The following is a 12,583-nucleotide window of genomic DNA, read 5'->3' as shown; positions in this document are numbered from 1 at the left end:
TCGTCGAAGGCCACCACGCCGTAAGCGGTGGGGTCCTTTACGTAGTACCCGAAGATGGCCCCGCCTTGGTGCGCTTCCACCTTCGATGCGGTATGTTCCAGGGTGGCGCTGAAACCCCGGCCGTAGAACACGTTGTCTCCCAGGACCAGGGCGCAGGCGTCATTGCCGATAAACGACGCGCCGACGATAAAGGCGTCCGCAAGGCCGCGGGGGCTTTCCTGGACTTGGTACTCGAAGCGCATCCCCAGCCAATCGCCGGCGCCGAACAGGTCCTTGAAGACCGGGAGGTCCCGGGGGGTGGAGATGATCAGTACCTCACGAATACCGGCAAGCATTAACACCGACAGGGGGTAGTAGATCATCGGCTTGTCGTAGAGGGGGAGGATCTGCTTGGATACCGCCCGGGTGATAGGATACAGCCGGGTTCCGGCGCCGCCGGCAAGGATTATGCCTTTCATGGGAGGTACTCTTTATGCATTTTTGGTATGGTATTGGTATCGTACTAAGGGAGTATAACTAGCGATAATATCTATTTCTGTCTACTCAAAAACCCGGGCTGCCGCTCGTATAAGACCTTGCCTACCCGCCGGATATGGTCCTTCAGGTTCTCGTTTTCCAGGGTACGGTAATTCGAAACATCCACCATATGGGGTAGGTCCGATTCATCAAAATCACCCTTAAGATCCAGCAGATCTTTATAGGTAAAGGCGTCATCCGTATGCAGGGTTATGTCGATATCGGAACCGTTTTTATAGTTGCCCTTGGCACGGCTTCCGTACAATACGGCAGACTGGATGCCCGGATATTTGGACAAGATATCTTTTACTGTTTTCAGGGCACGGTTGGATAGCCCATACTCAGCAGCCATCGGCGTTTCCGATATGCTGTTCGTAGTACCGGTCCATGGTTTTGGTCAGTTTTCTAAATTCGTCAATATAAGTGTTTAAAATTGCATTGACGACTTTATCTGCGGTTTCAACATTATAGGTATGGCTGGAATCATTCCGACTTTTTACCATGTCCATCCAGGCTTCGCCGTTCTCTATTAGTCCTTCCCGGAAAGCTATTCGAATAGTACTTATTGAGCCATGAAAGTCATTAAACCCCAGCGCTTCCAGATAATCTTTAAGCACATTCCAAGCGAGTTCAAAGGTGAATTCAAATCCTTGAACTAGCCCCTGTCGTTCAGCTTCGGATAAGGAACGTTCCACCGTAATGGAAGCGGTTCTCTCAAGTACCGCCAATGCTTTCTTATAATTATCAAACCGCTGTACCCAGCGGATATCCGGGTTCATACCGTACTACTCTGCTTCCTGAATATGTACCGGTCAGCTAGCAGCGCTGCGCCGGCTCCAAGAAAGGCGCCGATGGTGTCGGCTATCCAATCCCATACGTTGCAGTCACGGCCGGGTACAAAAAACTGGTGTACCTCGTCACTTACCCCGTAGAGGGAACTGATAAAAACAAGCAGGAACAGGGTCCGCAAACGGTGGAATTCACGCTGGGCGGGGGAAAACCAGAAAGACGCTGTTGCCGCAAGGACCAGATAGGCGATTAGATGCTGGAGTTTATCGAAACCCAGGATACCCTGTGGAGTGGGAAGGCTACTCTGGGAAGATAAGAACCAAATGCCCGCTACAACCAGCAGGGCGGGTATTTTAGGCAATATTTTCAGGATTGAAGTCATTCTTACCACCATCGGGCATCGTGTTGAAGGAATGGGCGTGCCAAAACTTCTGTCCAGGCATAATTTTGCCGACAGGCATACACACCACCACTTGGGAACCCAGCCGCCGCCGAAACAGGCTTGCCGGATTTGCAGCCGGTTTTCCCCAGCCACTGTCCTTTTCTAAGATATCATACTGTAAAAAAAAATACAATATTCTTTAAAAAAGTTGTTCAAAAAATGAACAAACTTTGCCCTGCCCAAAAGGGAATGTAACCTTGCATAGGGTTGATATTATCATTATGGTAAACTAATGAATATATTAGAAGCCATTGTTCTGGGCGCGATTCAGGGGCTTACGGAATTTCTTCCGGTAAGCAGCTCCGGACACCTGGTCCTTTTACAAAAAATTTTCGGCATTGCCGAGCCGATGTTGCTTTTTGATACCATGGTCCATGTGGGGACCTTAATTGCGGTTTTCATCGTATTGTGGAACGATATTTTGGCCATCCTGCGGCGGATTGTTCAGCCCCTTACGGGGTACCTCATCCTGGCAACCATACCTACGGTTATTGTGGCCCTCCTTTTTAAGGATCTTATTGAAGAAACTTTCCAGTCAGCAGCTTTTCTGGGATTTTCTTTCCTTTTTACTGCCCTGATCCTCCTGATATCGGAACAGATGTCCCGGTTTTCGGGGAGGATCAAGCCTCAGGCGGCTATGGACTGGTTTGATGCCCTGGTTATCGGTATTTGCCAGGCTGTCGCCATTATTCCCGGGGTTTCCCGGTCCGGACTGACCCTTTCGGGGGCCCTTTCCCGCAGGCTGAACCGGGATTTTGCCGCACGGTTCGCCTTCCTCCTCTCCATTCCGGCAATCCTGGGCGCCCTGGTTCTTCAGCTCAAGGATCTTGCGGAAAGCGGGTTTACCCTTACTATAGCTCCGGCGCCTTTGATAGCCGGAACGGCTGCCGCCGCGATAATCGGTTTTTTCTCAATAAAATTTATGCTGAAAATTGTCAAAACCCGGTCCCTTCGGGGCTTCGCCCTCTATGTGGCGATCCTGGGTCTCCTGGTCCTTGCGGATCAACATTTCTCCCATTTCTTCTTTTAACTACGGAGCAGCCCAGCCCTGGCTCCGGCCTATCGCCTTATGCCAGCCTGCAAGAAGGGTTTCCCGTTTTTCGCTGCCCATTGCCGGGGTAAAGCTCATGTCGCACTTCCACCGGGCGCTGAGCTCCTCCAGGTCTTTCCAGAAGCCCACGGCGATCCCCGCAAGATAGGCGGCTCCCAGGGCGGTGGTTTCCCGGATCTCCGGGCGGCGTATCAAGGCCCCGGAAATATCCGCCTGGAATTGCATGAGGAATTTATCCCGGCTTGCGCCGCCATCCACCCGGAGTTCCGTTATTTTTACCCCAATATCCTTTTCCATGGCCGAAAGCAGGTCGTAGCTTTGGTAGGCAATGGCTTCCTCCGCCGCCCGGATGATATGGTCCCGTTTGGTTCCCCGGGTAAGCCCGATAATGCAGCCCCGGGCGTACATATCCCAATAGGGAGCGCCCAAGCCGGTAAAGGCCGGTACCAGGTAGATCCCACCGGTATCCGGCACTTTGCTGGCATGATATTCACAGTCGCTGCTGTCGGTGATAAAACGCATTTCGTCCCGGAGCCACTGGATTAGGGCTCCCGCTACAAAAACACTGCCCTCCAGAACGTACTGGACTTTACCAGGAAGGGTTGCGGCAATGGTTGATAGCAGGCCGTTTTTGCTTTCACAGGGCTCGGCCCCGGTATTCATCAGGAGGAAGCACCCGGTACCGTAGGTATTTTTTGCGGCACCCTTTTCAAAACAACATTGGCCAAAGAGGGCAGCCTGCTGGTCCCCGGCGGAAGCGGCAATGGGAATCTCCGTTCCCTGGATGTTCACCTTTCCGTAAATTTCGCTGGAAGGACGAACCTTGGGCAGCATTTCCCGGGGTATATCCAACCACCGGAGGAGTTTTTCGTCCCAATCCAGGGTGTGGATATCGAAGATCATGGTACGACTGGCGTTGGTATAGTCGGTCACATGGGCTTCCCCGTTGGTCAGTTTCCAAATAAGCCAGGTATCTACGGTACCAAAGAGGATCTCCCCCTTCCGGGCACGTTCCCGGGCTCCCGGTACATGGTCCAAAATCCACTTGATCTTGGTACCCGAAAAATAAGCGTCCGGCACCAGACCGGTAGTTTTTCTGATATGATCCGACAGCCCGTCGGCCACCATGGCGTCCACAATCTCCGATGTCCGCCGGCACTGCCAGACTATGGCGTTGTAAATGGGCCGCCCGGTCTGCTTATCCCAAAGTATAGCGGTTTCCCGCTGGTTGGTGATGCCGATGGCGGCAATATCCTTGACGGATATATCGTTCTGAGTAATCAGCTCCATCATCACCGCATACTGGGAGGAATAAATTTCCAGGGGGTCATGTTCGACCCAACCGCCTTTGGGGTATATTTGGGCAAATTCCCTCTGGGCGGCGCCCACCATATTCTGCTCATGGTCAAAAAGAATAGCCCGGGAACTTGTGGTCCCCTGATCCAGTGCAAGAATATACTTTTCCATGGATGAAGTGTATTTTATCTTCATTTTTTTGTCCATAAAAGGATTTTTCTTGACCTTTATCTCCGGTATAAGTATTTTTATACAAAATGAAAGATATTGAAAAAACTCAATCAGAAGAAGTAGTTTTCGTTGAAGGCGAACCGGCAGCCCCGGCTCAGGGTGGATCCGAGCCGGATCTTTCTGCGGATGAGCTGTCATCTGACCCGGCGGCGGATGCTGGGGCAGATTCAGCAACAGCGGCAGCTGAACTTAGTCCGGAAGAGAAGATTGCCGACCTGGAAGAAAAGCTTAAGGAAGCCAACGATTTGTACCTGCGGAAGGCTGCAGATTTTGAAAATTTCCGCAAACGGATGAACCGAGAAAAGCAGGATGCCATAGACTTTGCTAACCAGAGCCTGCTTTTAGACCTTATCCTGATAATTGATGATTTTGATCGGGCTATCAAATCTGCGGAAAACATGGCTGCCGCTTCCAAAGAAGCGGCTTCGACATCAAAGGAATTTGACAGCTTTTACGAGGGTATCACCCTGATAGAAAAACGCCTTACCACCCAGCTGGAAAACAAATGGGGGCTTAAGCGTTTTGATTCCGCCGGGGAGGCCTTTGACCCGAACCGGCACGAGGCTATTATGATGGAAAAATCGCCGGAAATTACCGACCCGGTGGTTCAAGAGGACTTCCTTAAGGGCTATACTCTTAAAGACCGGGTTGTGAGAAGCGCTAAAGTAAAGGTTTTAATGCCCGAGGAAACCCCTCGGCAAGAAAATTAAGTATATTAAAGTAAAGGAGTCGATATATGGGCAAAATTATTGGTATTGACTTAGGGACCACCAACTCTTGCGTGGCTGTCCTTGAGGGCGGTGAACCGGTGGTTATCCAGAATTCAGAAGGGGGCCGAACGACCCCATCCATTGTTGGGTTTACCAGCAAGGGCGAACGGCCTGTGGGCCAGCCCGCGAAAAACCAGATAATCACCAACCCTGAAAACACGGTTTATTCTATAAAGAGGTTTATGGGACGCCGGTATTCCGAGGTTTCAAACGAGATGAGCCTGGTGTCTTATAAGGTAGTAGAACAGGGTGATGATGTCCGGGTGGACGTTGACGGGAAGAAATACTCTCCCCAGGAAATCTCCGCTTTCGTATTGCAGAAGATGAAGAAGACCGCCGAGGACTATCTGGGCGAGGCGGTTACCGAGGCGGTTATCACCGTTCCGGCCTACTTCAACGACGCCCAGCGTCAGGCCACCAAGGATGCGGGAAAAATCGCCGGCCTTGATGTTAAACGGATCATCAACGAACCAACCGCGGCCTCCCTGGCCTTCGGTTTCAATAAGGACCAGAAAAAAGAAAAGACCATCGCCGTCTACGACCTGGGGGGCGGTACCTTCGATGTTTCCATCCTGGAACTGGGGGAAGGGGTCTTTGAAGTAAAATCTACCAACGGCGATACCCACCTAGGGGGTGACGATTTTGACCGCCGCATCATGGAATGGCTTATCACCGAATTCAAACAGGATACGGGGATTGATCTTTCCAAGGATCGTATGGCCCTGCAGCGGCTTCGGGAATCTGCGGAAAAAGCTAAGATAGAGCTTTCCGCCATGCAGGGTACGGAAGTAAACCTTCCATTTATTACGGCGGATCAAACGGGACCCAAGCATCTCCAAAAGTCCCTCACCAGGGCAAAATTTGAACAGATGGTAGGGGACCTGCTGGAACGGTCCAAGGACCCTTGCAAAAAAGCCCTGAGCGATGCGGGACTCACTGCGGATCAGATTGACGAAGTAATTTTGGTTGGGGGCTCCACACGGATCCCCGCGGTACAGCAGATCGTAAAGGACCTGTTTAAAAAAGAACCGAATAAAGGGGTTAACCCCGACGAAGCGGTAGCTATTGGCGCCGCTATCCAGGGAGGTATCCTTGGTGGTGATGTGAAGGATGTACTCCTCCTGGACGTAACACCCCTTTCCCTGGGTATCGAAACCCTGGGCGGGGTTATGACCAAGCTCATCCCCCGGAATACCACCATCCCCACCCGGAAAAGTCAGATCTTCTCCACCGCTGCGGACGGTCAGAATGCGGTTTCCATCAACGTACTCCAGGGTGAACGGGAAATGGCCAACCAGAACCGTACCCTGGGCCGTTTCGACCTGGTGGGTATACCGCCGGCGCCTCGGGGAGTTCCCCAGGTTGAGGTCGCCTTCGATATCGACGCCAACGGCATAGTGCACGTATCCGCCAAGGACCTGGGTACCGGTAAGGAACAGAAGATCCGTATCGAAAGCTCCTCGGGCCTGAACGACCAGGACATTGAACGCATGGTTAAGGAAGCGGAACTCCACGCCGAAGAGGACAAGAGGGAACGGGAAAAGGCGGAGGTCCACAACGAAGCGGACACCATGATCTACAGTACCGAAAAGAACATCAAGGACCTGGGCGATAAAATAAGCGCCGAGGACAAGTCCAAGACCGAAGAAGCCATTGCGGATCTACGCCGGGCTCTTGAGGGTGGAGAGATCCAAACCATTAAGGACAAGACCGAAGCCCTGAAACAGGTTTCCTACAAAATCGCCGAAGAGCTCTACAAGCAGCAAGCTGCCCAACAGGGCCCTCAAGGCGGCGGCGCGGGACCGGATATGGGAATGGGCGGCATGGGCAGCGGCCCCTCTGCGGGTCCCGGCAGTGACGATTCCTCCGGCCCCGGTAACACCAAGAGTGCGGAAGATGCCGATTACGAAGTAGTAGACGACAAATAAATAGGGTGATGATGTGGCTAAGCGTGATTACTACGAAGTCTTAGGGGTCCAGAAAGACGCTTCCAAGGATGATATAAAGAAGGCTTATCGGAAGCTTGCCATACAATACCATCCGGATAAAAACCCGGGGAATAAAGAGGCGGAGGAGAAATTCAAGGAAGCCTGTGAGGCTTACGAAGTCCTCTCGGACGACCAGAAACGCCCGGCCTATGACCAATTCGGCCATGCCGGGGTTGAAGGTATGGGAGGCGGTCAGGATTTTTCCCAGGCCTTCCGGGGGTTCGAGGATATCTTTGGGGATTTTTCCGGGATCTTCGATTCCTTTTTCGGGAGCAGCGGGGGTACCCGCTTTCGCAGCGGCGGTTCCGGCGGCGGGCATAACGGCGTCAGACAGGGCGCCAATCTTCGTTACGATATTGAGATCCCCTTTAAGGATGCGGTTTTTGGCTCCAAGGTCGAGATTCAGTATTCCCGGAATGAAAGCTGCCCCTCCTGTAAGGGGTCCGGTGCTGCCAACGGGACCGGAAAAAAAGTCTGCCCTTCCTGCCAAGGCTCAGGCCAGATTCGTCATAGTCAGGGCTTTTTTTCGGTGGCCAGTACCTGTCCATCCTGCAACGGGGAAGGATATATTTTCGAACATCCCTGCAAGGATTGCGGTGGTACCGGAACCCAGAAAAAACGACAGAAGATTATGGTTACCATCCCACCGGGGGTGGAAAATGGCCGGCGGGTGGTAATCCCCCGGCAGGGAGACGCCGGCCCCGGAGGCGGTCCGCCCGGAGATCTCTACGTGTTTATCCGGGTCAAAGCCCACGAATATTTTGAACGACAGAACGAAGATCTTTACTGTGCGGTACCCATCTCCGTAACCCAGGCCAGTTTGGGGGCGGACATTCAAGTATCCACCCTGGATGGTAAAACCATAAAAGTTAAGATCCCCCCGGGAATCCAGAATGGCAAACTTCTGCGTATCCGGGATGAGGGCGTCCCCGCGGGCGGCCGACGGGGCAATCTCTACATCAAGGTCATAGTACAGATCCCCGCCAAGCTTTCTAAACGGGGTCGGGAACTCATGGAAGAGCTGGCCAAGGTCGAAGGCGAAGTGGATTCACCCAAACCTATCCCCCTTTCAGAACTCGCAGGACAGTAATAAAACCCAAGTATTAAACCAAATTCTCAAATAAAAAATATTTTATCTATAAAATTTTATTAATATATCTTGACGCCTGTTGAATTTGATAATATTATTCTGTATCCATAACATAGTTTGTAAGCGGTTTGTTTAGAGGAGAGGTCGCTAATGGCTGTAAGTACATTCAAGAGAGGTTTGCGCCTTCCAACCCGGAAGGACGCTACCGAGGGGAAGCCCGTAGAGCTTGCCCCCCTGCCCAAACAGGTAGTAATCCCCATTAATCAGCACTTCGGCGCACCAAATAAATGCCTGGTAAATGTGGGGGACCATGTTAAACGGGGACAGAAAATCGCCGATGCCGCAGCTCCGGGGCCTATGACCGTACCGGTCCACGCGTCTATTAACGGGGTGGTTAAGAAGATCGAGCCCCGGACCCAGTCCAACAATACCGAGGGAATCTGCGTACTCATCGAAGCGGAAGGCGCCGATTCCGGCGGGGAAGAATTCCTGCCGCCCCTGGACCCTTTTAGCTGTACCAAAGAGGAAGCCCTGGCCCGGATCCGGGAAGCGGGGATCATCGGCATGGGCGGTGCGGGGTTTCCCTGCCACATAAAGCTCAACCCGCCCCCGAATAAACCCATCGACACTATCATTGCCGACGGCGCCGAATGCGAACCCTACCTTACCACCGATGAGGCGGTACTCACCGAAAAACCCAACCTATTGATACTCGGCCTTACTATCGTGATGAAGATCACCGGGGTCAAAAAAGCCATCATCGGGATGGAGGATAACAAGGCTAAGCTTATCCCCATGATAGAGCGGGAAATCCGGCTGAATGAACAGGCCGCATCGGTAGGCGAAATTAGTATAGGGCTTTGCAGGACCCGCTACCCCCAGGGGGGGGAGAAGCTGCTCATCACCGCCCTGACCGGACGGGAAGTGCCTTCCGGCGGGCTGCCCATGGATGCGGGCTGCATAGTCCAAAACGTGGGTACCCTAGTGGCCATTGCCGAAGCCTTTAGTCTGGGTAAGCCCCTGGTTGACCGGGACCTTACGGTAAGCGGCGGGGCCTGCAAGACCCCAAAAAACATCCGGGCGCCCATCGGGACCTTGCTGCCGGATCTGCCGCCGGTGTTTATGGAGATTGCATACGACAAACTGAGTAAGATCCTCTACGGCGGCCCCATGATGGGGAACGCGGTTCCGAATCTGAACATACCGATACAGAAAAACACCTCGGGCATCATCCTTATGACCGCCGCAGAAACCGTGGCGGAGTTGGAAGGCCCCTGTATCCGCTGCGGCCGGTGTATCCGGAACTGTCCTATACGGCTTTCCCCGGTGATTATGAACATGGCCCTGGAAGCGGGAGACCTGGACGAAGCGGTTACCGCGGGGCTGATGGATTGTATAGAATGCGGCAGCTGCACCTTCATGTGCCCCGCCCGGATTAAACTGGTACAACGGTTCCGGGTTGGGAAAGGGCGCCTACGGATCCGGCAGCAGGCCCGGCAGGCGGCACAGGCGACGGCAAAGCCCGCTCCCGCAAAAACGTAAGGAGAATTTTAATGGCACAAACCGAATCTCTATCGCATGAGCTTTTCCTCTCCTCAAGCCCCCACATTGCGTCCAAGGTTCCCGCTACGGCGCTGATGCGTAATGTGCTGATTGCCCTGGCCCCGGTTACCATCTTTGGGGTCATTAGCTTCGGGCTTCCCGCCCTGCTGAATATCCTGGTTTCCATTGTATCGGCGGTGGCGGCGGAATCCTTGTTCCGGTATATAACTAAACAGGATATCCGGGCAAAGGACCAGTCCGCTATTGTAAGCGGGCTGCTCTTGGCGCTGGTACTTCCCCCTACTACCCCGCTCTGGATGACCGCCCTGGGGGCGATCTTCGCGGTTGTGGTGGCCAAGGAGTTCTTCGGTGGTCTGGGCGCCAATGTGTTTAACCCCGCTCTTATCGGCCGGGCTTTTCTCCTGATGAGCTTCCCTGCGGCGGTTACCACCTGGGCCCGGCCCCTGGGCTTTGGAACCGCCCTAAGCGATGCGGTAAGCGGCGCTACCCCGCTGGGGATCCTCAAGCTGGGCGACAGCGCGGCGGCGGGCATACAGGCGGTGGGCGCGGACTTTGCCGCAAATAAGCTGGCCTCTTCCGCCGACTACTGGGCCACCATGCGGACCCTCTTTATCGGTAACCATGGGGGCTGTACCGGGGAAACATCAATACTGCTTATCCTCGCCGGCGCAGTTTTCCTGCTGGTTAAAAAAACTATCGATTGGCGGGCGCCGGTAACCATGATCGGTTCGGCGTTTATCCTCTCCCTTGTATTGGGTATGGATCCCCTGTTCAGTGTCCTTTCGGGCGGGCTTATCTTCGGCGCGGTTTTCATGGCCACCGATTATGTATCCGCCCCCCTCACCGCCAAGGGGAAACTTATATTCGGCTGCGGCGCGGGGATCATCGCGGTGCTCATCAGAAAGTTCGGGAACTACCCCGAGGGGGTCTCCTACGCCATCCTGATAATGAACGCCGCCGCTCCATTTCTCAACCGTCTGCTGCCGAAAAAATACGGCACGGTTCCTAAAACTAAGGGGGCAGCGAAATGAAAGGAACAAATGTTCCCGGTATCTTAAAACTCGGCTTTACCCTGATGCTTTACGCCACCGTGGCTTGCGTGGGTCTTGCCTTTGTGTATTCCGCCACAAAAACGGTTATCGAACAGCGGTCACAGACGGATCTGGAAGCCGCCCTAAAGGAGCTGTTCCCCGAGGCGGACGGTTTCGGCAGCCTTGACGGCGCTATACAAAGCCCCGACCCGTCGGTGAGCTTCGGCGCCCAGTACGAAGTCCGCCAAGGGAGCAGCGTCATAGGCGCCGCCATCACCGCCACCGGGGCCAGCTACGGCGGGCCCGCAACGATCCTGATCGGTGTGGACACCGGTGGACGGATCAGCGGCATTAAAATCATGGACCTCTCCGATACCCCCGGGCTGGGGGCAAACGCCTCATCCCCCGGTTATTTTGTGGATAAAGCTAAGGGCGTAACTTTTTACGGACAGTTCTCCGGAAAATCCGTGAACGATCCCTTTGAGGTAAAGGGCGATGTGATCGCCATAACGGCCGCCACCATCAGCAGCCGCTCCATAACCCGGATCGTTAAGGCCGCCGGAACTGCGGGCAAAGCCTGGCTGGAGACTTCAAGAGGAGGCGTTAAATGAGCCGGTTCTTTAAAATATTCACCAACGGTCTGGTAAAGGAAAACCCCCTGCTGGTTTTGATGATAGGCCTCTGTTCGGCCCTGGCGGTTACCACCTCGGTGGTCAACGGCATTGGCATGGGCCTTTCCATGACCTTCGTACTCCTCATGTCAGAGGTAGTGATAAGCATCTTCCGGAAGCTCATCCCCGAATCCATCCGTATACCGATATTCATCATCGTTATCGCCGCCTTTACCACGGTGATAGATTATGTGCTCAAGGCCTACTTTCCGGATCTGTCCAAGGCCATGGGGGTATTCATCCCCCTTATCGTGGTGAACTGTATCATCATGGGCCGGGTGGAATCCTTTGCCTCCAAACAGCCCGTGGGGAACGTGATTTTTGACGCCCTGGGCATGGGCTTGGGCTACACTTGGGTGCTTGCGGGTATCTCCCTTGTGAGGGAACTTTTCGGGAACGGCAGTATCCTGGGTTTTCAGATCCTCCCCGACAGCTACACACCAATACTGTTCTTCATATTGCCTCCGGGAGGGTTCTTCATCTTCGCCCTGTTCATCAGCCTCAATAGTTTTCTTAAGTCCAAAAATAAGGAGGCCCGGATATGATCCTCTTTAAAATATTCATTTCCGCCTTTCTCATTGATAACATTGTTCTCATGCGGTTTATCGCCCTCTGCGCTTTCATTGGAATGAGTACCGATGAGGACAAATCCATCGGCATGGGCCTGGCGGTAACCTTTGTAACGGTCATGGCAACCTGCGTTACCTGGCCTATTTTCAGGTTTATCCTGGAACCCCTGGGGATGGTTTTCCTTAAGCTCCTGGTCTTCATCCTGGTTATCGCCGCCCTGGTACAGCTGGTGGAATTCTACCTGAAGAAATCCGCCCCGGCGCTCTACGCGTCCATGGGTATCTATCTGCCGTTGATCACCACGAACTGTGCCATCCTGGCGGTTACCCTGGATGTGATTGACAAATCCTGTGTCTTCACCGGACAACCCTACACCTTTGTGCAGTCCGTGATGTATGCCGTGGGGGTTGCCGCGGGTTTCCTCCTGGCAATGCTTCTCCTTTCCGGAGTCCGCAGGCGGATCAGAACCAGCCCGCTTCCTTCGTTCCTCAAGGGGACCCCCATACTCTTTGTAACGTCGGCTCTTCTGTCCATGGCCTTCATGGGTTTTTCCGGTTTAGTTAAGTAATAGGAGA

At 53.6% G+C, this 12,583-nt stretch carries 14 protein-coding genes; 9 read left to right on the top strand and 5 right to left on the bottom strand.

Annotated features, from left to right (window positions below; translation table 11 throughout):
* The 4 genes from TPRIMZ1_RS0103735 to TPRIMZ1_RS0103720 form a co-directional block, all read right to left on the bottom strand.
* On the bottom strand, window positions 1-458 hold a 458-nt coding region (locus tag TPRIMZ1_RS0103735; protein ID WP_010254827.1), incomplete at its 3' end, for a sugar nucleotidyltransferase.
* A 71-nt stretch (window positions 459-529) separates the two neighbouring features.
* Window positions 530-868 (bottom strand): nucleotidyltransferase domain-containing protein, encoded by a 339-nt coding sequence (locus TPRIMZ1_RS0103730; RefSeq protein ID WP_010254825.1) that lies wholly within the window; start codon window positions 866-868, stop codon window positions 530-532.
* Window positions 858-1,295: a nucleotidyltransferase substrate binding protein gene (locus TPRIMZ1_RS0103725; RefSeq protein WP_010254824.1), complete on the bottom strand. Its 438-nt coding sequence runs from the start codon at window positions 1,293-1,295 to the stop codon at window positions 858-860. The genes TPRIMZ1_RS0103730 and TPRIMZ1_RS0103725 overlap by 11 nt, the downstream gene beginning before the upstream one ends.
* A complete protein-coding gene (locus tag TPRIMZ1_RS0103720) occupies window positions 1,292-1,840 on the bottom strand; it encodes a VanZ family protein (protein ID WP_232616732.1) in 549 nt (182 codons plus the stop codon). Before TPRIMZ1_RS0103720 ends, TPRIMZ1_RS0103725 begins: the two co-directional genes overlap by 4 nt.
* Window positions 1,841-1,979: 139 nt before the next feature.
* Between TPRIMZ1_RS0103720 and TPRIMZ1_RS0103710 the strand changes: the two genes are divergently transcribed.
* Window positions 1,980-2,777, top strand: a complete 798-nt coding sequence (locus tag TPRIMZ1_RS0103710) for an undecaprenyl-diphosphate phosphatase (RefSeq protein ID WP_010254817.1) — start codon at window positions 1,980-1,982, stop codon at window positions 2,775-2,777.
* Here TPRIMZ1_RS0103710 and glpK read toward each other — a convergent pair whose 3' ends face one another.
* Window positions 2,778-4,265 carry a glycerol kinase GlpK gene (gene glpK, locus TPRIMZ1_RS0103705; RefSeq protein WP_010254816.1) on the bottom strand — a complete coding sequence of 496 codons (1,488 nt, stop codon included), beginning with the start codon at window positions 4,263-4,265 and terminating at the stop codon, window positions 2,778-2,780. It lies immediately after the preceding gene.
* A gap of 86 nt (window positions 4,266-4,351) precedes the next feature.
* On the opposite strand from glpK, the gene TPRIMZ1_RS0103700 reads away from it, so the two are divergent.
* The 8 genes from TPRIMZ1_RS0103700 (at window position 4,352) to TPRIMZ1_RS0103665 (ending at window position 12,576) form a co-directional block, all read left to right on the top strand.
* On the top strand, window positions 4,352-5,035 hold the full coding sequence (locus TPRIMZ1_RS0103700; protein ID WP_010254815.1) for a nucleotide exchange factor GrpE: 684 nt from the start codon (window positions 4,352-4,354) through the stop codon (window positions 5,033-5,035).
* Between the two features lie 26 nt (window positions 5,036-5,061).
* Window positions 5,062-7,023 (top strand): molecular chaperone DnaK, encoded by a 1,962-nt coding sequence (dnaK, locus tag TPRIMZ1_RS0103695; protein ID WP_010254813.1) that lies wholly within the window; start codon window positions 5,062-5,064, stop codon window positions 7,021-7,023.
* Window positions 7,024-7,036: 13 nt separating this feature from the next.
* Window positions 7,037-8,173 (top strand): molecular chaperone DnaJ, encoded by a 1,137-nt coding sequence (gene dnaJ / locus TPRIMZ1_RS0103690; RefSeq protein WP_010254812.1) that lies wholly within the window; start codon window positions 7,037-7,039, stop codon window positions 8,171-8,173.
* A 150-nt stretch (window positions 8,174-8,323) separates the two neighbouring features.
* Entirely contained in the window at window positions 8,324-9,715 is a 1,392-nt protein-coding gene (gene rsxC, locus TPRIMZ1_RS0103685) for an electron transport complex subunit RsxC (protein WP_010254811.1), read from the top strand.
* Between the two features lie 11 nt (window positions 9,716-9,726).
* Window positions 9,727-10,767, top strand: a complete 1,041-nt coding sequence (locus TPRIMZ1_RS0103680; RefSeq protein WP_010254810.1) for an RnfABCDGE type electron transport complex subunit D — start codon at window positions 9,727-9,729, stop codon at window positions 10,765-10,767.
* Window positions 10,764-11,378 carry an FMN-binding protein gene (locus TPRIMZ1_RS0103675; RefSeq protein WP_010254809.1) on the top strand — a complete coding sequence of 205 codons (615 nt, stop codon included), beginning with the start codon at window positions 10,764-10,766 and terminating at the stop codon, window positions 11,376-11,378. The genes TPRIMZ1_RS0103680 and TPRIMZ1_RS0103675 overlap by 4 nt, the downstream gene beginning before the upstream one ends.
* On the top strand, window positions 11,375-11,983 hold the full coding sequence (rsxE, locus tag TPRIMZ1_RS0103670) for an electron transport complex subunit RsxE (RefSeq protein WP_010254808.1): 609 nt from the start codon (window positions 11,375-11,377) through the stop codon (window positions 11,981-11,983). The genes TPRIMZ1_RS0103675 and rsxE overlap by 4 nt, the downstream gene beginning before the upstream one ends.
* Window positions 11,980-12,576 carry an electron transport complex protein RnfA gene (locus tag TPRIMZ1_RS0103665; protein ID WP_010254807.1) on the top strand — a complete coding sequence of 199 codons (597 nt, stop codon included), beginning with the start codon at window positions 11,980-11,982 and terminating at the stop codon, window positions 12,574-12,576. The genes rsxE and TPRIMZ1_RS0103665 overlap by 4 nt, the downstream gene beginning before the upstream one ends.
* Window positions 12,577-12,583 lie beyond the last annotated feature (7 nt).

Source organism: Treponema primitia ZAS-1, assembly GCF_000297095.1.
Lineage (GTDB): Bacteria > Spirochaetota > Spirochaetia > Treponematales > Breznakiellaceae > Termitinema > Termitinema primitia_A.
This window is presented reverse-complemented; position numbering and strand designations above follow the sequence as displayed.

Coding starts and splice junctions, on each gene's coding strand:
- TPRIMZ1_RS0103730 (WP_010254825.1), bottom strand. CDS start 868: ATGGCTGCTGAGTATGGGCTATCCAACCGTGCCCTGAAAACAGTAAAA.
- TPRIMZ1_RS0103725 (WP_010254824.1), bottom strand. CDS start 1,295: ATGAACCCGGATATCCGCTGGGTACAGCGGTTTGATAATTATAAGAAA.
- TPRIMZ1_RS0103710 (WP_010254817.1), top strand. CDS start 1,980: ATGAATATATTAGAAGCCATTGTTCTGGGCGCGATTCAGGGGCTTACG.
- glpK (WP_010254816.1), bottom strand. CDS start 4,265: ATGGAAAAGTATATTCTTGCACTGGATCAGGGGACCACAAGTTCCCGG.
- TPRIMZ1_RS0103700 (WP_010254815.1), top strand. CDS start 4,352: ATGAAAGATATTGAAAAAACTCAATCAGAAGAAGTAGTTTTCGTTGAA.
- dnaK (WP_010254813.1), top strand. CDS start 5,062: ATGGGCAAAATTATTGGTATTGACTTAGGGACCACCAACTCTTGCGTG.
- rsxC (WP_010254811.1), top strand. CDS start 8,324: ATGGCTGTAAGTACATTCAAGAGAGGTTTGCGCCTTCCAACCCGGAAG.
- TPRIMZ1_RS0103680 (WP_010254810.1), top strand. CDS start 9,727: ATGGCACAAACCGAATCTCTATCGCATGAGCTTTTCCTCTCCTCAAGC.
- TPRIMZ1_RS0103675 (WP_010254809.1), top strand. CDS start 10,764: ATGAAAGGAACAAATGTTCCCGGTATCTTAAAACTCGGCTTTACCCTG.
- rsxE (WP_010254808.1), top strand. CDS start 11,375: ATGAGCCGGTTCTTTAAAATATTCACCAACGGTCTGGTAAAGGAAAAC.
- TPRIMZ1_RS0103665 (WP_010254807.1), top strand. CDS start 11,980: ATGATCCTCTTTAAAATATTCATTTCCGCCTTTCTCATTGATAACATT.